18 protein-coding genes are annotated in these 19,450 nt (G+C 60.0%); 6 read left to right on the top strand and 12 right to left on the bottom strand.

Going from position 1 to position 19,450, the window contains the following annotated elements:
• The first annotated feature begins 75 nt into the window (after window positions 1-75).
• The gene (locus ACWHRL_RS07300) at window positions 76-1,146 is read left to right on the top strand and encodes an endonuclease/exonuclease/phosphatase family protein (RefSeq protein WP_447895838.1); all 1,071 of its coding nucleotides are present in this window, start codon (window positions 76-78) and stop codon (window positions 1,144-1,146) included.
• Between the two features lie 16 nt (window positions 1,147-1,162).
• Here the strand turns inward: ACWHRL_RS07300 and ACWHRL_RS07295 are convergent, their stop codons facing one another.
• From ACWHRL_RS07295 to ACWHRL_RS07285, 3 genes are all read right to left on the bottom strand, one after another.
• A complete protein-coding gene (locus tag ACWHRL_RS07295) occupies window positions 1,163-2,539 on the bottom strand; it encodes a class II fumarate hydratase (RefSeq protein ID WP_447528572.1) in 1,377 nt (458 codons plus the stop codon).
• A 302-nt stretch (window positions 2,540-2,841) separates the two neighbouring features.
• Entirely contained in the window at window positions 2,842-3,546 is a 705-nt protein-coding gene (gene hda / locus ACWHRL_RS07290) for a DnaA regulatory inactivator Hda (protein ID WP_447895837.1), read from the bottom strand.
• On the bottom strand, window positions 3,543-4,652 hold the full coding sequence (locus ACWHRL_RS07285) for an AI-2E family transporter (protein WP_447895836.1): 1,110 nt from the start codon (window positions 4,650-4,652) through the stop codon (window positions 3,543-3,545). Before ACWHRL_RS07285 ends, hda begins: the two co-directional genes overlap by 4 nt.
• Window positions 4,653-4,847: 195 nt before the next feature.
• Between ACWHRL_RS07285 and purM the strand changes: the two genes are divergently transcribed.
• Both purM and purN read left to right on the top strand, forming a co-directional pair.
• Window positions 4,848-5,930, top strand: a complete 1,083-nt coding sequence (purM, locus tag ACWHRL_RS07280; RefSeq protein WP_447895835.1) for a phosphoribosylformylglycinamidine cyclo-ligase — start codon at window positions 4,848-4,850, stop codon at window positions 5,928-5,930.
• Between the two features lie 35 nt (window positions 5,931-5,965).
• On the top strand, window positions 5,966-6,661 hold the full coding sequence (gene purN, locus ACWHRL_RS07275; protein ID WP_447530509.1) for a phosphoribosylglycinamide formyltransferase: 696 nt from the start codon (window positions 5,966-5,968) through the stop codon (window positions 6,659-6,661).
• Between the two features lie 60 nt (window positions 6,662-6,721).
• Here the strand turns inward: purN and dcd are convergent, their stop codons facing one another.
• The 3 genes from dcd to ACWHRL_RS07260 all read right to left on the bottom strand — a co-directional run bounded on the left by dcd (window position 6,722) and on the right by ACWHRL_RS07260 (window position 9,482).
• Entirely contained in the window at window positions 6,722-7,288 is a 567-nt protein-coding gene (gene dcd / locus ACWHRL_RS07270) for a dCTP deaminase (RefSeq protein ID WP_447895834.1), read from the bottom strand.
• A 9-nt stretch (window positions 7,289-7,297) separates the two neighbouring features.
• Window positions 7,298-8,113, bottom strand: a complete 816-nt coding sequence (gene apbC, locus ACWHRL_RS07265; RefSeq protein WP_447895833.1) for an iron-sulfur cluster carrier protein ApbC — start codon at window positions 8,111-8,113, stop codon at window positions 7,298-7,300.
• Window positions 8,114-8,258: 145 nt separating this feature from the next.
• Window positions 8,259-9,482 carry a kinesin gene (locus tag ACWHRL_RS07260; RefSeq protein ID WP_447895832.1) on the bottom strand — a complete coding sequence of 408 codons (1,224 nt, stop codon included), beginning with the start codon at window positions 9,480-9,482 and terminating at the stop codon, window positions 8,259-8,261.
• Window positions 9,483-9,759: 277 nt separating this feature from the next.
• Here ACWHRL_RS07260 and ACWHRL_RS07255 point away from each other — a divergent pair, with 277 nt between their 5' ends.
• Together ACWHRL_RS07255 and ACWHRL_RS07250 are read left to right on the top strand one after the other, a co-directional pair.
• Window positions 9,760-10,950: an amino acid aminotransferase gene (locus ACWHRL_RS07255; protein ID WP_447895831.1), complete on the top strand. Its 1,191-nt coding sequence runs from the start codon at window positions 9,760-9,762 to the stop codon at window positions 10,948-10,950.
• Between the two features lie 127 nt (window positions 10,951-11,077).
• The gene (locus ACWHRL_RS07250; protein WP_447895830.1) at window positions 11,078-12,559 is read left to right on the top strand and encodes an NCS2 family permease; all 1,482 of its coding nucleotides are present in this window, start codon (window positions 11,078-11,080) and stop codon (window positions 12,557-12,559) included.
• Here ACWHRL_RS07250 and ACWHRL_RS07245 read toward each other — a convergent pair.
• From ACWHRL_RS07245 to ACWHRL_RS07235, 3 genes are all read right to left on the bottom strand, one after another.
• A complete protein-coding gene (locus tag ACWHRL_RS07245; protein ID WP_447896155.1) occupies window positions 12,522-13,847 on the bottom strand; it encodes an MATE family efflux transporter in 1,326 nt (441 codons plus the stop codon). The two genes, ACWHRL_RS07250 and ACWHRL_RS07245, sit on opposite strands and share 38 nt — an antisense overlap.
• A 146-nt stretch (window positions 13,848-13,993) precedes the next feature.
• Window positions 13,994-14,578, bottom strand: a complete 585-nt coding sequence (locus tag ACWHRL_RS07240) for a YceI family protein (RefSeq protein ID WP_447528563.1) — start codon at window positions 14,576-14,578, stop codon at window positions 13,994-13,996.
• Window positions 14,579-14,655: 77 nt separating this feature from the next.
• Window positions 14,656-15,213, bottom strand: a complete 558-nt coding sequence (locus ACWHRL_RS07235) for a cytochrome b (protein WP_447895829.1) — start codon at window positions 15,211-15,213, stop codon at window positions 14,656-14,658.
• A gap of 423 nt (window positions 15,214-15,636) precedes the next feature.
• On the opposite strand from ACWHRL_RS07235, the gene ACWHRL_RS07230 reads away from it, so the two are divergent.
• Complete coding sequence (locus ACWHRL_RS07230; protein ID WP_447895828.1) at window positions 15,637-15,906, top strand: hypothetical protein; 270 nt, start codon at window positions 15,637-15,639, stop codon at window positions 15,904-15,906.
• Between the two features lie 97 nt (window positions 15,907-16,003).
• Here the strand turns inward: ACWHRL_RS07230 and ACWHRL_RS07225 are convergent, their stop codons facing one another.
• The 3 genes from ACWHRL_RS07225 to ACWHRL_RS07215 all read right to left on the bottom strand — a co-directional run bounded on the left by ACWHRL_RS07225 (window position 16,004) and on the right by ACWHRL_RS07215 (window position 19,448).
• Window positions 16,004-17,200 carry an O-succinylhomoserine sulfhydrylase gene (locus tag ACWHRL_RS07225; RefSeq protein WP_447895827.1) on the bottom strand — a complete coding sequence of 399 codons (1,197 nt, stop codon included), beginning with the start codon at window positions 17,198-17,200 and terminating at the stop codon, window positions 16,004-16,006.
• 30 nt (window positions 17,201-17,230) lie between these two features.
• Window positions 17,231-18,754 carry an amidophosphoribosyltransferase gene (purF, locus tag ACWHRL_RS07220; protein WP_447895826.1) on the bottom strand — a complete coding sequence of 508 codons (1,524 nt, stop codon included), beginning with the start codon at window positions 18,752-18,754 and terminating at the stop codon, window positions 17,231-17,233.
• A gap of 103 nt (window positions 18,755-18,857) precedes the next feature.
• Window positions 18,858-19,448 (bottom strand): CvpA family protein, encoded by a 591-nt coding sequence (locus tag ACWHRL_RS07215; RefSeq protein WP_447528558.1) that lies wholly within the window; start codon window positions 19,446-19,448, stop codon window positions 18,858-18,860.
• Window positions 19,449-19,450: the final 2 nt, after the last annotated feature.

The raw sequence follows: 19,450 nt of genomic DNA, 5'->3' as shown, positions 1-19,450 counted from the left end.
TTACATCGACACGTCTTTCGCAACAAAGCTAAGCTTACCCCATATAGTTTCTTATCCTGAGTTAAGGGGGTTGATTTGCTGGAGTTCTTGTTTGCTGGCACGGCGGTGGCGCTCGTTCTAGCCACTTTAATGCCTCATATACCGCTTCGCTGGTGGTTCATTCGCAGCTTTGAATTCCCTCGCGTCCAGATCGCCCTGCTTGCCTTTTTGAATGCGCTGGCGGTCTACTTTTTTCTCGAGACAGGGCCGTGGCGGTCGCTGGCAGGTATCTTTTCGTTCAGCGCTTTAGTCGTTCAGGTAGGCTACATTCTGCCCTGGACGAAAATCTGGCCCGTGGAGGTCAACGCCGCCGACGACCCGCCGGAGGAGCAAACCGTTACGCTGTTGGTCGCGAACGTGCTGACGACCAATCACAATACGCGCAAGCTCTTTCAAATGATCGAAGCGCACCAACCGGATATCGTCCTGACCCTGGAATCCGACCAGTGGTGGCAGGTGCAGCTCGACACCGCACTGGACGAGCAGTGGCCCTATAGCGTCAAGATCCCGCTGGACAACTTGTACGGCATGCACCTCTACTCACGCCTGGAACTGACCGACACGGAGGTCAAAAGGCTGATTCAGGAGGATATCCCGTCGATCCATACCTATGTAACGCTGAAAAATGGCGCAAAAATCCGCTTTTACGCGGTACACCCGCGCCCACCGGCGCCCAGCGAAAGCGATAAATCGCTCTGGCGGGACGCCGAGCTTTTATGGGTGGGTGAACGAATCCATGAAAAACCCGAACCGACCCTGGTGGCGGGAGATCTCAACGATGTCGCCTGGTCGCATACCACTCGCCGGTTTTGCCGCGTAGGCGGCATGCTCGACCCGCGCCGGGGCCGCGGCATGTTCAGCACCTTCCACGCAAGCTACCCCTTTTTACGCTGGCCATTGGATCATATCTTCGTGACCGAGCATTTTACGTTGGTCGGCATGCGCCGCCTTGAAGCCTTTGGCTCGGATCACTTCCCCATCCTGGCGACCTTTTGCTACCGCCCTTCGCAAAAAGACGAGCAAGAAACGCCAGAGGCAAGCGAAAAGGAACGCGAAGAAGCCGACGAGACCATCGTCGAGGGCAAGACGGAAAAGCAGGAGCGCTGATCCGCCTTGCGATGGGTTACTCCGGCACGCCCCCCTGGGTCAGCACGGTGGGGTCGAGCAGGCGCTCCAAGGTGGCGCGGTCCAGGTCGGTCTCCTCTTCGGCCACGTCAATGATCGGCCGACCGGCCTGATAGGCCTTCTTGGCCACCTGGGCGGCAGCGTTATAGCCAATCGTGCTGTTCAGCGCCGTCACGAGTATGGGATTACGCGCCAGCGGCTCCTTGAGGTGATCTTCGCGCACCTTGAAGGTTGCGATGGCCCGCTTGCCGAGCAGCTCGGCCGTGTTGCTCATCAGCGTGATCGCGTTTAAAAGGTTCGAGGCCACCAGCGGCAACATGACGTTGAGCTGGAAGTTGCCGCTTTGGCCGGCCACGGTAATCGCGGTGTCCAAGCCAATGACCTGAGCCGCGGCCTGGGCGGCGGACTCGGGGATCACCGGATTCACCTTGCCCGGCATGATCGAGCTGCCCGGTTGAAGCGCCTCGAGCTCGATCTCGCCAAGCCCGGCCAGCGGCCCGGAGTTCATCCAGCGCAGGTCGTTGGCGATCTTCATCACCACGCACGCGAACCCTTTGAGCTGGCCGGAAAGCTCCACGGCGGCGTCCTGGCCCGAGAGACTGGCAAAGAAGCTGTCGTTGGGCGAAAACGCAAGCCCGGTTTGGCGGCTCAAGTCGTTGGCCACTTTTTCGGCAAAGCCTTGCGGGGCGTTGATGCCGGTGCCGACCGCAGTGCCCCCCTGGGCGAGTCTCTGCAGGCGCTCCATGGCGCTGTCGAAACGCTCGATCGCCTGCCCTACCTGGCTTGACCAGGCACCCAACTCCTGGTCCATGCGCAGCGGCATGGCATCCATCAAGTGGGTACGCCCGGTTTTGACCACGTCTTTTAGCTCACCGGCGCGCTGGTCGATGGTCTCGCGAAGCGTCACCAACGCCGGGCGCAGCGACTCTTTCACGGCAATGGCGGCGGCCACGTGAATGGCGCTGGGGATCACGTCGTTGCTCGACTGCCCCATGTTCACGTGATCATTGGGGGTTACCTCGACCCCTTCTCTTGAAGCAAGAGTGGCCAGCACTTCGTTGACGTTCATATTGGTCGAGGTGCCCGAGCCGGTCTGATAGACATCGATCGGGAACTGATCGTCGTGCTCACCATCGATGACCGCCTGCGCGGCTTTTTCGATCGCCTGGGCACGCGCCTGATCCAAGAGGCCAAGTTCAAGATTACTGCGCGCGGCGGCGAGCTTGATGCGCGCGACCGCGTGCACGAACGCCGTGGGCATAGGCGTATGCGATACCGGAAAGTTATTGATCGCCCGCTGGGTTTGGGCACCGTAAAGTGCACCCGCCGGTACCTCGAGTTCGCCCATGCTATCGCGCTCGATACGTGTTTCCATACAATGTCTCCTTTGTGCTCAACCCATGTGCGCGCGTTTAGCGCGGCTACCCTTCACCCTAGTCACTGTAGCGGCTCGCGACAATATAAAGCCCTGCTTGTCCGCTTAAAACGCGGCGCCAGGTGGGGCGCAATATGTCAGCGCATACCGACAGAACGCGACAAAGACGACCCGGGCCAGGTCGCCTCCATTCGGCGCAACGTTTGCAAAAGAGCTAGAAACTTACAGAAGAGAACGCGCCAAGGCACGCCGCGCCGCCCGCGGAGCAAAACGGCTCAAAGCCGTTTTCGACCAAGCAGGCGCTACCAGCCCAGCGCCGATTTGACGAAGGGGATGGTCAGCTTGCGTTTGGCAGAAAGCGATGCCTGGTCCAGCGTATCCAGCGCCGCGCAGAGCTCGCCAAGCTCGCGAGGGCCGCGATGCAGGATATAGCGGGCTACGTCGTCGGGGAGTTCGAGCCCCCGCGCCTTGGCGCGCAGTTTCAATGCCTCGAGCCGGTCGGCATCATCGAGCGGCGGCAAATGGTACGTCACGCCGAAGCTAAGCCGGGAGGCCAGATCGGAAAGGGCCACGTTGAGCTGGCGCGGCGGGGCGCTCGCGGCAATGATCAGCCCCTTGTTCGCGTCGCGCAGTCGGTTGAACGCGTGAAACAGCGCCTCCTCCCAGCGTTTTCGGCCAACCACACACTCCAGGTCGTCGATGGCCACCAGATCCAGACGCTCGATATCCTCGAGCATCAGCGGTGGAAAGTGCCCCAAATCCTCCAGTGGTAGGTAAAGCGCGCGCTTGTCGCTATCCGAGGCCGCGTGGCAGGCGGCCTGCAGCAGGTGGCTACGCCCGCTGCCCGGCGCCCCCCAAAGGTAGAGAAACGGCTCGGCGTCCGGTTCCAGCTGGCGGGTGAGCGACGTTAATAGTGAGGCGTTGGCACTCGAGGCAAAGTAGTTGCTAAACGTGGCGTCATCGCGCAGCCCGACGCCTAACGGCAGCTGAGCCGGTACTCTGCTCATGGATTCTCCCTATCCCTTTTATGGTCGAGCTGGTGAAGCGGCCTTCTGGTAAGCGGGCCATCAACGTCACTGTAAAGCTCGCTTTTCTTGTAGCGCTCGATCACCTCGCGCAAAAGCACCATGATGACCGCCGCGGCTGGAAGCGCCAATAGTACGCCAGTCAACCCAAAAAGACTGCCCCCGGCCAGCACGGCAAAGATCACCGCCACCGGATGCAGACCAATTTTATCGCCCAAAAGCTTGGGCTGTAAGACGATACTTTCGGCCACCTGGCCCACGCTGAATACCCCCAAAACGCCCACCAGGCCCCACCAGGTATCGAATTGGAAAAACGCGACCACCAGCGCCACGCCCATCCCTACGATGAACCCAAGAAAAGGCACGATGCTGACAAGTCCCGATACCACGCCGATCAAAAGGCCAAAGTTGAGCCCCATCAGCGTCAGCCCCACGGCGTACATGATTCCTAGACAAAGCATGACCAAAAGCTGGCCGCGTAAAAAAGCGGACAAAACCTCGTCGCAGCGTTTCGCCAGGCGCGTCGCATCGCTTAACCAGTGACGCGGTACCAAGTCGGCGATATTGGCGATCAACCGGTCCCAGTCGAGCAGCAAGTAGAAGGTCACGACCGGAATCAGCGCCACGTAGGTCACCCAGGTGATGAAGGCGGCCCCGGAGCGGCCGATCTGACCCAGCGCCTGGGCCAGGTAGCCGCCGGCGTCGCGCCAGTTGTCGGCAAGCGTTGCCTGCAGGTTGCCAAGCTCGGCGCGCACGTCGTAGCCGGTCCATTCCAGCACCTGCGGGGCCAGCCGGCTCTCCACCCAGGTAAAGATACCCGGCAACGCCTCGCCGAGCTGTTTGAGCTGAGAGACGATCAGCGGTATCAAAATCAAAAGCGCCACGGCAAGGATCAATAGCAGTACGACGAACACGCTGGCCACGGCTAGCGGGCGCTTCATCCCCCAGCCCTGAAGCCGGTTGGCGAGAGGGTCGACCAGGTATGCCAGGATCATCCCGGCGATGAACGGCATCAAAACGGAGTCCAGCAGGTAGACCAGGCCCACCAGCAGTATCAAACAAAGAGCGCCCCACCAGGAGTTGCGCATGGAATTTTTTCCTCCGAAGTCGTTGCCGCGTGCCCGTAAAGGCCATGTTGACTTAATAAGGTAACGTGTCTTGGCCCATAACTCGACACGGCAATGCGGCCTGCGGTACCAAATGATACAATCCGCCCGGTTATTTGCCAGCACCGGCCCCGCGCCATCCTATCCCGTACCGCTATAGGCTCTAAAGGACCTGTCATGACCAAGACGACCCCTTCTCAGGCTTCCCCTTCACTTAGCTATAAAGATGCCGGCGTCGATATCGATGCCGGTAACGCCTTGGTTGAACGCATCAAGCACGTAGCCAAGCGCACGACGCGCCCGGAAGTGATGGGTGGGCTGGGTGGTTTCGGCGCGCTTGCCGAGCTTCCTGCGGGCTATCACCAGCCGGTGCTGGTCACCGGTACCGACGGGGTAGGCACCAAGCTCAGGCTGGCAATGGAGCTTGGTAAGCACGACACCATCGGCATCGACCTGGTGGCCATGTGCGTCAACGATTTGGTCGTGGCCGGGGCCGAACCGTTTCTGTTTCTCGACTACTACGCCACCGGCAAGCTCGATGTCGATATCGCCGCCGATGTAGTGACCGGGATCGGTGCTGGCTGCGAGCAGGCGGGCTGCGCGCTGGTAGGCGGAGAAACCGCGGAAATGCCCGGTATGTACGAAGGCAGCGACTACGACCTGGCAGGCTTTTGCGTAGGCGTGGCCGAAAAGGCCGACATCCTCGACGGCAGCAAGGTTGGCGAGGGCGACGTGCTATTGGGTCTGGCCTCTTCCGGTCCGCACTCCAACGGCTACTCGCTGATTCGTAAAATCCTCGACGTCAGCGGCGCCTCGTTGGATGAAACCATCGACGGCGCACCGCTTGGCGATGCGCTGATGGCGCCTACGCGCATCTACGTGAAGCCGCTTTTGTCCCTGCTGCGCGATACCGGCCTTGCCGTTCACGCGCTTTCGCACATCACCGGCGGCGGCTTGTCCGAGAACATTCCCCGCGTCCTGCCTGATAACCTGGCCGCGCGGGTCGATGTCAGCACCTGGCAGCGCCCGGCCGTCTTCAACTGGCTGCAGGCCAAGGGCAACGTCAGCGAAGCCGAGATGCACCGGGTACTGAACTGCGGTATCGGCATGGTGGTGGTCGTGCCCAGCGCCCAGGCCGACGAAGCGCAGGCCTACCTGCAGAAACAGGGTGAGACCGTTTACCGTATTGGCGATATCGTCAAGCGCTACGCCGAAGCGGTGTTGCTGGAAAACCTGGCCTCGGGAGAAACCCCGCAGTGAGCAGTGACGAATACGCAAGTGATACGTTAAACGACATGACGCCGGAACCGGTGGATCAGCGCCGTATCGTGGTGCTGATTTCGGGTAGCGGCAGCAACCTGGCCGCACTCATCGAAGCGCAGAGCCATGATCGGCTGGGCGGCGAGATCGCCGCGGTGATCTCCAACGAACCCGGCGCTTACGGGCTCAAGCGCGCCCACGAAGCGGGAATCGAAGCGGTCGCGCTGCCCCACCGCGAGTACGAAAGTCGCGACGCCTACGATGGCGCACTGATCAAAGTGATCGAGCGCCACGAGCCTGACCTGATCGTGCTGGCGGGCTTTATGCGCATCCTGACCCCGCGCTTCGTACAGCGCTACCTGGGCAGGATGCTCAACATCCATCCGTCGCTGCTGCCCGCCTACCAGGGGCTCAACACCCACGCCCGGGCGCTGGCCGACGGCGTCACCCAGCACGGCTGCAGCGTGCATTTCGTCACCGAGGAGCTCGACGGCGGCCCGGTCGTGCTTCAGGCCGAGTGCCGTGTCGAGCAAGACGAAAGCGAAGAGAGCCTAAAAGAGAAAGTGCACGCCCGGGAGCACTTGATCTACCCCATCGCGGTACAGTGGTTCCTGCAAGGCCGGCTTCAGTTCAAGGACGACAAGGTCGCCATGGACGGACATACTTTGCCGGTTCACGGCATGCGTCTTTCCCACGACGACGCGGCAGAAGAGCTGGACGAGGACGTTTAGCGCTAACGCCTGCCCACGAAAAAGCGCGCCACCAGGGCGCGCTTTTTTTGATCCAACCGCTCAAGCCCGCGGGAGCGTAACCCCGCGCTGGCCCATGTACTTGCCGCCGCGATCCTTGTAAGAGGTTTCGCACTCCTCGTCGGCGCCTAGAAAGAGCATTTGCGCCACGCCTTCGTGGGCGTAGATCTTGGCGGGAAGGTTGGTGGTGTTGGAAAACTCCAGCGTCACGTGGCCTTCCCACTCCGGCTCGAGCGGCGTCACGTTGACGATGATACCGCAACGCGCATAGGTGGATTTCCCCAGACAAATCGTCAGCACGTTACGCGGGATACGAAAGTACTCCACGGTGCGCGCAAGCGCGAAGGAGTTCGGCGGAATGATGCAGACATCGCCCTTCACATCGACGAAGCTTTTATCATCGAACGCCTTGGGGTCGACGATCGCCGAATGAATATTGGTGAACACCTTGAACTCGTTCGAGCAGCGCACGTCGTAGCCGTAGCTCGACGTGCCGTAAGAGATGACCTTTTGATCGTTGACATGACGCACCTGGCCGGGCTCGAACGGCTCGATCATGGCGTTGTTTTGCGCCATGCGGCGGATCCACTTATCAGACTGAATACTCATTCTTGCTTATCACTCACTAAAGGAAATCGTGGGGCCATTTTGACGCGTTCCCATGACGGTGCCCGCCACCTGGCGGGCAATATCGGCAAAGGCCAGGCTTTCGGAGCTCTCGGGGTCGGCGACAACGCTTGGTGCGCCGGAATCTGCGTGCTCGCGAATGGAAAGCGTCAGCGGCAAACGGCCGAGCAGCTCGGTGTTGTACTCGCTGGCAATACGTTCGCCGCCGCCGGTACCGAACACCGCCGCCTCGTGGCCGCATTTTTCACACGTGTAAAGGCTCATGTTTTCGACCACGCCCACCACCGGCACGTTGACCTTACGAAACATCTCGATGCCCTTACGCGCGTCGAGCAGCGCGATATCCTGGGGGGTCGTCACGATGACCGCACCGGACACCGGTACCTTCTGGGCAAGCGTGAGCTGTATGTCACCCGTGCCCGGCGGCATGTCGATTAGCAGAAAATCGAGCTCGCCCCACTGGGTCTGGTTGAGCATCTGCTGGAAAGCACCCACGACCATCGGGCCTCGCCACGCCATGGCATCGCGGCTGTTGACCAAAAAGGCCATCGACATCGCCTTGAGACCATGGGCCTCCAAAGGTTTGAAAGCGTTTTCGCCCGCGGGCTCGGGGCGCGTACCCTCTTTGACGCCGAGCATTTGGGCCTGGCTCGGGCCGTAGATATCGGCGTCGAGAACGCCCACGCGGTAGCCCTGAGCGGAAAGCGCCAGCGCCAGGTTGACGGTGACGGTCGATTTGCCCACGCCGCCCTTACCGGATGCTACCGCGACGATATGCTTGATGCCTTCCATTGGACGCTCCTTCATATAGCGTTTCGATGACTAAATCATACGCGCTGGGGCCGCGTTCATAAACTCGAAACAAGAAAAAGCGGATACGGCCGCTAGCCGTACCCGCTTTATAGCGCTATGACCTGACGGGACGAACCCGCTGTTACGAAGCCGTCATCGATCAGTTGTTTTGCAGACTAGCGCTCTGCTCGTCCTCTTGCTGTTCGGCCTCCTCGCTTTCTTCACCGCCTTGCTGGCCGGAGGCACCCTGCTGACCCTGTTCGTTCTGGCGCTGCTCGTTCTGGTTCGGCTGGTTCTGGCTGTTTTGGCTGTTTTGGCTTTGCTGACCGCCTTCGTCGGGCGCCAGGTCAGGTACCTCATCTTCTGCGGCGTCGTCTACGTTACCCAAACGCGAATCCAGCGCGGAAAGCTCGTTGCGCCACTCGCCGAGCTGGTTTTCCAAGCGCTCGAGCTGCTCTTCACGGGTTTCGATATCGTCTTCTACGCTTGCAAGCTCTTCGCGCCCCATATCCAACGCGACCATGAGATCGTCCATTTCGGAGCGTACCTGGCTCAGGCTTTGCTCTTCCTGCTCACGCTGCTCGCTGAGCGAATCGATTTCCGACTGCAGCTCGTCGCGCTCGCTGGTGGCGCTTTCGCGATCGCTTTCGAGCTGCTCAAGTTCTTGCTGGCCGCTTTCGATTTCCTCTTCGAGGCTGGCGATACGCTCATTGGCTTCGCTAACCTGAGACTCCAGAGATTCGAGCTCTTGCTGCGCCTCGTTCTGTTCATCGAGGGCTTGTTGACGCTGTTCTTCAGCTTCCTGGCGGGCGCTTTCGGCTTCCTGGCGCGCCTCTTCGGCACTTTCCCGCGCCTGCTCGATCTGGTCCATCGTCGACCGGGCTTCATCGCGCTCGTCTACGGCGGCGTCGCGTTCGTCACGCAGCGACTGCATATTGCTCTCGGCGTTTTCGAGCTCTTCGTTGAGGCTATCGACCTCTTCCTGCACCGAATCGCGCTGGTTTTGCAGCTCCTCGAGACGCGATTGGGTTTCGCTTAACTGCTGCTCGGCTTCCTCGAGCTCGGCCTGAGCCTCGGTTTGGCGCTGCTGAAGCGCCTGCGCTTCTTCACGCATGGCGGTCAGGTCGGTTTCGGCCTGCTCGATCTCGTCGACGCGCTGGCTCAGGCGGCGGTTTTGCTGCTCGGTGGCGGCAAGCTCACTTTCGAGCGTGTCGATACGGTCGCGGTGGGTACCGGCATTGGACTGTGCCATGATCGCCCACACCACCGCGATGGCGGCGATACCGGCAATGGCCCGAACGCGATTGTCCTTGAAAAGTGCCCCGGTGCTGAGCTTGCGCACGGGTGCCTGGTCCTGGTGGTCCAGCTGGTTATCGTCTGCCATGTAATACGTCCCTGAATAATTTGTTTATATTCAAAAAAGTAGTTAACTTGCCCGCCTCGCGCCAGTAATTCCCGCCAATCGCCCTTCAACGATCGACCGACCCCACCAGGGGTACGCTTGGGCCTGCAACCCTTTTATAGCCAAGGTGAGTAGCGCTAACACGTTAAAACCTCACTCTTTTCGCGATTACCGCGCTGGCGGTGTGGCAGTTCACCGAGCACGATGGCATCATGAAGCGCTGCTGTTTTTTGTCATCGCTAAAGAGGTAGTCACTTAAATGTTCGAGCATATTGAGCGGGTCCCGGGAGATGCCATTCTTGGACTGATCGAAGCTTTCAAAAAAGACACCAACCCACAGAAAGTGGATTTGGGCGTGGGCGTTTACCGCGATGCCAATGGCACGACGCCGGTCATGCGCGCCGTCAAGGAAGCAGAGGCTCGTCTGCTCAATAACGAAACCACCAAGACCTACATCGGCTCTCACGGCGCTCCGGACTACGGCAAGGCCGTACTGCCGATCGTGCTCGGCGAAGGCTCGAACGTACTGAGCAATAACCGGGCAAGCGTCACCCAGTCGCCTGGCGGCACCGGCGCACTGCGCCTGGCAGCGGACTTCATCGCCAGCCAAATGCCGGGCAAGGGCATCTGGGTAAGCGACCCGACCTGGCCGAACCACCACGGCATATTCACCTCGGCGGGTATTGAGCTTCACAAGTACCCCTACGTCGACCCGGATAACCGGCTGGACTTCGAGGGTATGATCGGGGCGCTGAACAAGATCCCGGAAGGCGACGTCGTGGTGCTTCACGCTTGCTGTCACAACCCGACCGGCTTCGATCTATCCGAGACGCAGTGGCAGGAAGTCCTCGAGGTACTCAAGGAGCGCAACTTGCTGCCGCTGGTCGACTTCGCCTACCAGGGCTTTGGTGAAGGCCTCGAAGAAGATGCCTACGGGGTTCGCTTGCTGGCGGAAAACCTCGACGAAGTCATGATCACCAGCTCCTGCTCGAAGAACTTCGGCATCTACTGCGAGCGCACCGGTGCGCTGATCATGGTGGCGAAAAACGCCGAGCAAATGGAGAACGTACGCTCGCAGATCGCTATCGTCGCCCGCGAGAACTACTCCAACCCGCCGGCCCACGGCGGTGCCATCGTCAGCGAAATTCTACTCGATTCCGAGCTCAAGGCGATGTGGCACGAGGAGCTGACCGAAATGCGCGATCGTATCAATACGCTACGCCGCGATTTCGTCGAGGCACTCAAGCCCTACGGGCTTTCCGACAAGTACGCCTGCGTTGCCGAGCAGCGCGGCATGTTCTCCTACACGGGCCTGACGCCGGAGCAGGTAGACCGCCTGCGCGACGAGTTCGGCATCTACATGGTGCGTTCGGGCCGGGCCAACGTGGCCGGGTTCTCCCAAGAGAACCTGCCCTATCTCGCCAAGGCGATCGCCGCCGTTAACGAGTAAACCGGTATCCCTCAAGCGCCCAGACATTTTGTCTGGGCGCTTTTGTTTCAGTCAGTATAAACCTGACCGATTAGTCAAGCAGTGCCCGACATCATTCGAGCGCCTGCATTCACTCTCGAGGCTTTTCATGGCGGCCACCAACTTTCGCTACCCCTGGTATAAAAAAGCAGATACCGACGCGTTTTTCGCGCTTTTTCAAAACAATATCGCCAACTTCGTGATCATCGCGATCACCATGCTGGGAATGGGCTTTCCCGCCGAGATCGTCTACGGCCAGGTGCTGCCCGGTGCGGCGGTGGCGGTCATGGTGGGTAATTTCTACTATGCCTGGAGTGCTGCGCGCCTGGCGCACAAGGAGCAGCGCAGCGACGTCACTGCTCTCTCCTACGGCATCTCGACGCCGGTCATGTTCGTTTTTCTATTCGGCGTTTTACTGCCCGCAAAGCAACTGACCGGCGACGCCGAACTTGCCTGGAAAGTGGCGGTCGCGGCCTGCTTTATCAGCGGGGCGATCGAAGCGCTGGTGAGCCTCGTGGGCCGTTTCGTTCAGCACCACTTACCGCGGGCGGCCATGCTGGGCGCGGTGGCCGGCGTGGCGCTGACCTTCATCGCCGGTGAGATGCTATTCAAAACCCTCGAGATGCCAATAATCGGCCTGCTGGTAATGGGCATTACCATCGTGGGGCTGATCGCACGGGTGAGTATGCCGTTCAAACTGCCTACCTCGCTGTTCGCCATCGTGCTGGGCACGGTGATGGCCTACCTGATCGGTGATGCCGGCGGCGAGCGCTTTAGCGATGCCTTTACCCACCTGGGCTTTTACCCGCTGCTGCCCAACACCGCCTGGTGGGAAGGGCTTGGCCTTTTGTTCAGCACCATGCTGGCGGTGTTGACCGTCGTGCTGCCCATCACGCTCTATAACGCGATCGAAACGATGAATAACGTCGAGGCGATGGAGGCCGCCGGCGACAGGTACGATGTACGCGAGTGCCAGGCGGTGGACGGCGCGGGTACGATGATCGGCGCGCTGTTCGGCGGCGTGTTTCCGACCACGGTGTATATCGCCACGGTGGGCGCCAAGTGGATGGGTGCGGGCCGGGGCTACAGCATCGCCAACGGCGCCGTGTACGCGTTGGCGACCATGCTTGGGCTAATCGCAGCACTCGCGGCCATTATTCCCGTCTCGGTCGTCGCCCCCATTCTGGTGTTCGTGGGGATCTCGATGATCGCCACCGCCTTTCAGGCCAACGACACCCGCTACTACCCGGCGGTGGCACTTGCCATGCTGCCCTATTTCGCCAACTACGTCTCGACCCGCTTCAATCGCGGCGCCGAAGACGTGGTCAGTGGTATCTCACCCGCCATCGTGGGGGTGGGCCAGGGCGCGATGTTTATGGCCATTTTACTCGGCGCAATGACGGTCTGCGCCATCGACCACCGGTTTCGCAAAGCGGCGGTGTTTGCGCTGGTGGCCGCCGGGTTTTCCTTCGTCGGTTTGATGCACGCGCCAAAGCTTGCCTTGAACGCCGCGCCGGATTTCGTTTTGGGCTATCTCGCCATGGCGCTGCTGTTCATGTACTTCGCGCTTCAACAGGCGCCGCGTCGCTAGCAGTGTCCGCCTCCCCCGCCTGGCGATGCGGGCGGGATAAAATACGGCGCAGCACGTACCAGGCGGCGAGGCCGGCAAGCACGTTGCCCATCGCCGCGCCGGCGGCAAGCCCGGTCCAGCCAAACAGCAGCGCCCCGACCCACAAGCACGGCAGGTAGAACAAGAAAAGCCGGGCGCTGGACAAGAGCATCGCACGAAGCGGCCAGCCCAGCGCGTTGCCCGCCGAGACGACCAGCATGCACACCCCAAGCAGCGCGTAGCTTGGCAGCATGAACCGAATCAACAGCGTCAGCGCCTCGCGCACCTCGACACTGCCCGCCAGCACCGCGGCCACCCAAGGCGCGCCCAGGGCCAGCACCCCGCCCAGCACGAGCTGCCACACCACCGCGACCTTGAGCGCCAGGCGCATCAACTGATGAATTTGGCCCCAGTCACCGGCGCCATAACAGCGCCCAAGCCAGGGCGGCAGCGACATGGTCATGGCAAGTATGACCATCAGCGACACGGTCTCCAGGCGGCTTGCAAGCCCCCAGGCGGCGACCTGAACCTCGCCAAGCCCGGCAACGGCGGAAATAGCCAGCATGGCGGCCAGGGGCGGCATGAGCTGACTGACCATCGCCGGTCCGGCAATACCGGCAAAGCCGCGGCCGGAGCGCCGCGCTTCCGAGTAGAACCCTTCGAAAGCGAGCCACTGGTTGCCAAGCAGCTTGCGCCCAGTGACCAGAAGCCCCACGCCGAAAGCGACCACGCTCGCCCAGGCGGCGCCCGGAAGCCCCAACCCCTGCCAGGGGCCGAACCCAAAGATCAGCAAGGGGTCGAGTGCCAGGTTGACCACACTGGTCAGCACCATGACCGACCCCGGCAGCCGGGTATCGCCGTGGGCGCGGAACAGGCTATAAATAAAATACAAAATCGCCGCTAACCAGGCCGAGAAGAGCTGGGGCGCCCAGTAGGTGCGTATATAGCCAAGCGTGATGTCATCGGCGCCGAGCAGCGAAAACACCGGGGTCTGAAAAAACCACAGCGCGATGACCAGCACGCCGATCACCCCGCCACCGGTCAGAAGCACCAGGCTTGCCAGGCGCTTGGCGCGCAGGTTTTCACCGGCCCCTAGCGCCCGGGAGACCAGCGCCGCGATGGCGATCCCCATTCCCACCTGTACGCCAATGATCAAAAAAGAGAGTGGAAACGTAAACGACTGAGCAGCCAAGGGCGCGGTGCCCAAGCGGGCAATAAAGGCGCTGTCCACCAGTTGAAAGCCGAGTAGCGCGAGTACCCCGATCGCCATGGGCCAGGTTTGCTGCCAGAGAGTAATGGCCAAAGTGCGCTGCCTTAAAACTGCCAAGTCGGGACTCCTTACATGAATTTAGTGACCGCTAACGAAAAAGCGCCGCCACCCCGGCTGGGGTGGCGGCGCTTTTTAACATACCAAAACTACTGGCGGATACCTTCGAATACAACGTACAGATCGAGCTCCTGCATGGCGTCGCCAAATTCACTCATGTCGATGTTGTAATCGCTTAGCGTGATGGTGGTGGTGCCTTCGAAACCGGCACGGTAGTTGCCCCAGGGGTCTTCGCCCTGGCCGATCAGCGTTACCGGCATTTCGAGTTCGTGGGTTTCGCCGTTGAGGGTGAAGTCGCCGGTGATTACGCCTTCGTTATCACCTTCGGACTCGAACCCGGTAGAGGTGAACGTAGCGGTCGGATGCTCGCTCGCGTTCAGGAAGTCTTCACTTAGAATGTGACGATCACGTTCGGCGTGATTGGTATTGAGGCTGTCGATCTGAACTTCCATCTCGATGGAAGAAGCGTCCAGGTCGTCCTCGTCATAGGTGAAATCGCCGGAGAACTCTTCGAAGCTGCCCAGAATGTAGGACATACCCAGATGGCTGATCTTGAACTGAACGAAGGCGTGCTGGCCTTCTGTGTCGATGGTGTAGTCAGCGGCCTGGGCCTGGCTCAACGGAACCAACGCTACGGCGGCAACGGCGCTTGCTAAAAGGCTCTTTTTAAACATCGAATAAACTCCTCGCTTTCCCTGGAAGAACCCAAAGCGCTAAACCGCTTCGGGGTGTGAAAAATGGTGGCGCCGGCTTACGTTAGCTTACGGCTATGGGCCGGATTGAGCATACGCACCAGCGTTTTGTGACGGCCAAGCCAGTGGTGCTTGAGCGCGGCCAGGGCGTGACCAGCGCCGATGACGATGAGCGTTACCGCGCTGTACCAGTGGATATCCCCCGCAAGGCTTGCCTGATTGGGTAACCCGGCCAAAAAAGCGGGCACTTCAAACCAGCCAAATACGCTGACGCCACGCCCGTTCGCCGTCGATATCAAATAGCCGCTCAGCATGACCAGCAGCAAGAGCATATAAAGCCCTATATGCCCAGCGTGGGCCGCCATACGCTCGAACCGGCTACCCTCTCCGTCTGGCGTAGGCTGACAAACGCGCCAAATCAAACGCGCCACGGTTACGAAAAGCAGCAAAATACCGATCGAGCGGTGAACCCAGGGCCCCTGGTTATACCAGCTGTCATAGTAGCCAAGCCCTGTCATCCACCAGCCTAGTACAAAAAGGCCCACGATGGTCAGCGCGCTCAACCAGTGAAACGAGATGCTCATCAGCCCCCAGCCACTTCGCGTATTACGCCACATGCTTTTTCCCTGCTCTTGCGACCCAAAGGGCCATGCTTTTACCGAAAGAGGATTAAGTATCTTTTTTGATTCGATTAAGTGGCAAAGAGCATAGCGCTTTGAACCTCAAACTACCGCTGAAAAAAGCAGGACAGTTCGTTCGTAAAAACCATTTATTAACGGGCTAACGAAACTAAAAAAATCGCGGTGTACAAATCGAAAAATGGTCGGCGCCCCTTCGCAATCTCTTACAACCAAAGTTTTATAGCCATAAATCAAAGCGTATGAAAATAGCGTTTATAATTAAATTAATCGAATGGTCTAGCGCATTTTTCTCAATTTTTATTTTCTTTTTTCGACTTTAGTATGACGTCACGTTTTACGAAAGATCGGCGAACCGATCGCCTAATAAAGCTTTATATAAACCAAAACGAGTACGCCACCATGAAAAAATTAACCACTTTTGCTGCCATCGCCGTTGCACTCGCTTCTGGTTCTGCCTTCGCCGAGCGTGGCTCTGCCGAGCAAAACACCATTGAAAAGCCCAGCTCCTCGAGCGAGCAGCGCTCCGAAGAGAGCCGTAACGCCTCCGTTGAAAACCTGCGCATCAAGAACAGCGAAGGCGGCCAGATGATCAATCATCCCGAGTCCGAAACCGAGTCGCGCGACAACGATTTCAATGACCCGCATGACCTGCCTGCGCGCAACCACTAAAGGTTCGCATCTTCTCTTGAACGAAAAAACCCCACCTCGGTGGGGTTTTTTGATTTAAAGCACTAAAGCGCTTCGTGACGCGCAGCGGCACTGCCTGCTATTGGGCAAGTGCGTCTAGCCCGCGCGCCAGGTCCTGGCGAATGTCTTCCTGGCTCTCCAAACCGACCGCGATACGAATCAAACCCGGCGCAATACCGGCGGCGCTGCGCTGCTCGTCGCTCAGCCTGCCGTGGGTGGTCGTCGCCGGGTGGGTAATGGTCGTTTTGACATCCCCCAGGTTGCCGGTGATCGACAGCAGTTGCGTGGCGTCGATCACCTGCCAGGCGCCCTCCTGCCCGTTGATGACCTCGACGCCAAGCACTGCGCCAAAGCCGCGCTGCTGCGCTTTGGCGAGCGTGTGCTGGGGGTGGGTTTCCAAACCACTGTAATGGACGCGCTTCACCGCCGGGTGCCGCTCGAGCCACTCGGCCAGCGCTTGGGCATTTTCGCCGTGGGCCTTCATGCGTATCGCCAGGGTTTCGAGGCCCTTGGTGAAAATCCACGCATTGAAGGGACTCATGCAGGGCCCGCAGGTGCGCACCACGCCAAAGACTTCTTCCAGAAGATCGTGACGCCCAACGACGGCGCCGCCAATGGCGCGGCCCTGCCCGTCGAGATACTTGGTCGCGGAGTGAATGACCAGGTCCGCCCCCAGGGCGATGGGCTGCTGAAGGGCTGGCGTCAAAAAGCAGTTGTCGATCGCTAACAGCACCTGGTGCTTTTTGGCAAGCGCGGCAAGCCCGGCAATATCCGCCACTTCGGAAAGCGGATTCGAGGGCGTTTCGGCAAACAGCAGTTTGGTGTTCGGTCCGATCGCGCGCTCCCAGGCGTCCAAATCGGAAAGCTCGACGTAGCGCGTGATAATTCCGAATTTGCCCAGGTACTTGTCGAACAGACTAACCGTGGAGCCGAACAGCGAGCGGGAGGCGACGATCTCATCGCCCTGGGACAAAAGCGCAAGCGCAGTGGAAAGGATCGCCGACATGCCGGAACTGGTGGCCACGCAGCGCTCGCCCCCCTCGAGCGCGGCCAAGCGGCGCTCGAAGGTGTGTACGGTCGGGTTGGTAAAGCGTGAGTAGACGTTACCGGCTTCTTTACCACCGAACTTGCGCGCCGCCTCGGCGGCGCTTTCATAGACAAAGCTCGACGTGGGAAAGATCGGTTCGGCGTGCTCTTGCTCAAACGTGCGGTGGTGGCCGGCACGAATGGCCAGGGTCTCTAGCGACCACTGGGGACGTTCACTGTCATCCTGCATGAGTAGACCTTCTTGGCATTCGTTGGCGTGTTAGTCGTCCAGGTCGTCATCGTCCTGGTTGTGCATGTCGACCAGGGCGTGATCCCCCGCGCTCTGATCCTTGGCCGAATCGTTGCGGTTGGCTTCCAGAACCGCCAGGTACGCCTCGTCGATATCGCCGGTGACGTAGTTGCCGTCGAACACGGAGCAGTCGAACTCCTCCATTTCCGGATTCACTTCACGGCAGGCGGCCTTTAGATCCTCGAGGTCTTGATAGAAGATACGATCAGCGCCGATCAGCTCGCCGACTTCCGCTTCCGTGCGCCCGTGGGCGATCAACTCCGAGGCCACCGGCATGTCGATACCGTAGACGTTGGGATAACGCACCGGCGGCGCAGCGGAGGCAAAGTAGACATTGCAAGCGCCGGCATCCCGGGCCATTTGAATGATCTGCTTACAGGTCGTACCGCGCACGATGGAGTCGTCCACCAGCAGCACGTTTTTACCGCGAAACTCGACGTCGATCGCGTTGAGCTTTTGACGCACGGACTTCTTACGCTGGGTTTGCCCTGGCATGATAAAAGTACGCCCGATATAGCGGTTTTTCATGAAGCCTTCGCGGTAGGTCACGCCCAGGTGCTGAGCCATCTCGAGCGCGGAGGTACGCGAGGTATCGGGTATCGGGATGACCACATCGATATCGTGATCCGGCCATTCGTTCAGGATACGATCACCCAGTTTGCGGCCCATCTGCATCCGCGTGCCGTACACGTAAGCCCCATCGAGCAGCGAGTCCGGGCGGGCAAGATAGACGTGCTCGAAAATGCACGGGTAGAGCTTTGGCTGATCCGCGCAGACCTGGGTGTGATAGTTACCCTGCATGTCGACGAATATAGCTTCGCCCGGGGCCAGGTCGCGGGCAAGCTCGAAACCGCCCACATCCAACGCCACCGACTCGGAGGCAATCATCACGTCCTGACTCTCGCCCTCCTGACGGGTGCCGAACACCACCGGACGGATACCGTGGGGGTCGCGAAACGCCACCATGCCAAAGCCATTGATGATCGCCACCGCCGCGTAACCGCCTTTGCAGCGGCGATGCACCCGGCGTACCGCATCGAAAATGTCCTCGGCGGTGAGGTGAAGACCCTGCTTGCCAAGCTCATGCGCAAAGACATTGAGCAGTACTTCGGAGTCGGAACTTGTATTGATATGACGAAGATCAGTGGAGAAAAGCTCTTGCTTCAACTGCTCGGAGTTGGTCAGGTTACCGTTATGTGCCAGCGCAATGCCGTAGGGGGAGTTAACGTAGAAAGGCTGCGACTCGGCTTCGCTCGAGGACCCCGCCGTTGGATAGCGTACGTGGCCGATACCCAGATGCCCTTTCAACCGCGCCATATGGCGGGTATGAAAGACATCGCGCACCAGGCCATTGCTCTTGCGCAGTAAAAAGCGTCCCTCGCTCCACGTCATCATACCCGCGGCGTCCTGGCCCCGGTGCTGAAGTACGGTCAAGGCGTCGTAAATGCCCTGATTCACCGCCTGCCTGGCCAGAAGGCCCACAATACCGCACATTCCAGTTACCTCTCTTTGTGCCGCGGCTTACCGGGAGTAAGCCGGAACATTATCGATCCAGGACGCTGTGCCCTGCTGGCTCACCAGGAAGTCCCGCGCTTGGCTAGCGGTCGTTCGATGGTGGCAACGTAATATTGGAGGAATCGTTCATCACGCCCCTCGAGCGAAACTCGGGCAGGCGGATATCGCGAAGCGACTCCGGCGCTTGGGGTAGCTCGCGCTCCCATTGATTAAGCTGGCTGACCGCCCAGTCTCGTAGTTCGATAAAGGTGGGGCGAAGGCTCGCCTGCTGCCAGGCCTGGAGGTCCGAAAACGGTGTCAGGGTAATCAGCACCGTGGCAATCAGCAAAACGACCACGCCGCGGGCGAGACCAAACACGGCCCCGGCAAAGCGATTCAAAAGCCCCATGCCGGCCCATACGATGGCGGCGTGGACCAGTCGAATCACGATGCCGCACAAAAGGATCACCGCGAAAATCACCAGCGCGAAGGCAAGCACCAGGCGAGCATCGTAGCTGTCGATCATTCCCGACAAAAGCTCGGCGACCGGGTCGGCAAGCACGCGTGCCACCATCAGCGCCACGACCCAAGCCGTTAGGCCCAGCGCCTCGCGAATGAATCCGCGCAGGAAACCGGCCAGCATGGAGAGCGCCAGTACGGCGAGAAAAACCGCGTCGAGCCAAGTCAGTGCCATGG

This window comes from Vreelandella sp. GE22, from assembly GCF_968212445.1.
This window is presented reverse-complemented; position numbering and strand designations above follow the sequence as displayed.